The sequence below is a fragment of the Lysinibacillus sp. FW301-JW8 genome (genome assembly GCF_058788755.1).
Genome location: NZ_JBYTBB010000147.1, coordinates 1 through 1,327, shown reverse-complemented (window position 1 = coordinate 1,327; position 1,327 = coordinate 1). Strand labels below are relative to the sequence as shown.

General features: G+C 29.8%; 3 protein-coding genes. 1 reads left to right on the top strand and 2 read right to left on the bottom strand.

Annotation, left to right across the window (positions count from 1 at the left end; all coding sequences use genetic code 11):
• Positions 1 to 206, top strand: a 206-nt coding sequence (locus AC3WOM_RS26665; protein ID WP_492449206.1) for a hypothetical protein, incomplete at its 5' end; no start/stop codon positions are given.
• Here the strand turns inward: AC3WOM_RS26665 and AC3WOM_RS26660 are convergent.
• The gene (locus AC3WOM_RS26660) at positions 178 to 426 is read right to left on the bottom strand and encodes a hypothetical protein (protein WP_492449204.1); all 249 of its coding nucleotides are present in this window, start codon (positions 424 to 426) and stop codon (positions 178 to 180) included. The two genes, AC3WOM_RS26665 and AC3WOM_RS26660, sit on opposite strands and share 29 nt — an antisense overlap.
• A gap of 302 nt (positions 427 to 728) precedes the next feature.
• The gene (locus AC3WOM_RS26655) at positions 729 to 1,253 is read right to left on the bottom strand and encodes a hypothetical protein (protein ID WP_492449202.1); all 525 of its coding nucleotides are present in this window, start codon (positions 1,251 to 1,253) and stop codon (positions 729 to 731) included.
• Positions 1,254 to 1,327 lie beyond the last annotated feature (74 nt).

Genomic DNA, 1,327 nt, shown 5'->3' with positions numbered 1-1,327 from the left:
GTGGAAATCTGCCCACATTTGGCTTCGAAAAATCAAAGGAAAATGCGTACCATAAGGGATTTCTCATCTCTGTTGTCTTCGTCAAAGGTTATAGTAAAAAAATGGATGTTCACTACCTCTGCTTACGTGTCTTTGTTTTTTTTCTAATTGTAGAAAAAAATAAAACTGAAATTTCGGTTAATATTTATGCGATGCTAGTGATTTGATATAATTAAATCTTTTTTCATTTGAATTTACGAATACAATCACCTCTTTTTTGGTTATATCTATTCCTTGAATTACAAAATAAACAGGTGTTCTATCTTTTGCTTCTTCAAAGGGAATATTGTCAAATTCCTCATTGCTTAAGTGTCTTAATTCAATACTATTGATTGTAGATATATTAAAATTATTCTTTGCGATTTTCTCCGCTTCATCTGATTTCACACTAGGTCCTACCAAATCGTCATCTTTCTCATTACAACTGATTAAAGTAAGTATCAGTACTATTATTGAGAACAAAATAACAAGGTACCTCATCTTCTACCTCATTTCGAATTGATTTCTCTAAACTAAACTGTATTTTTAGTTTAATAATATCTTATATTAGTTTCGTTTGGAAAACTATTTCCATTGGCTATTTTCAACGTCTATGCTCACTCCATTACATATTTGGTCGGCTTTAAATCGGTTATGTCGATTGATTTTTTATCAATTAAGACCCATCAGATGCGGCCTCTTTAGTTAAATTAATATTTTCCATTTGGATAATCAATAGAATTTGCTATCTCAATAAGTTCTTCAGATGTTACTTTATCAGAAACATCTTGATCAATACTAAACACATACTGCCAATTATCTCTTTCAAAGACTAACATATTAAAACCAAATTTCGAATTGTCTATATAAGCTGCATTACTTCCATCTTTCAACTTAAATACATCTGAAATATATTTTTCAAAGGAGATTTTATGCTGAATTGGGCGAACATCAATTTTAAAATGATTTTGAGGGAATCGGTCATTTATCATTGTTATTTCAAACGCACCATTCATATCTCCATCTAATTTATTAAATCTTCCAAAATAATGAGTAAAACTTATTGGCGGTACTCTAAGTGGCAGCTTAAGTTCTATTTTATAAAGTTGTTCAAAATCTTTTAACGCAGACGCTACAGTTTTATATCCTATTTCAGGAAGAAATTCTTCAAGAGGTTGTGGGGAATCACTTAATTTTGCATCTACAGTTTCATTAATGGATATAAAAATTAACACTAACGTCGCGTGAATTTTAATTGAATTTTCTGTTTTCTATTTCTTCCGTTTTTAAAGAAAATGAAAGGCACTTA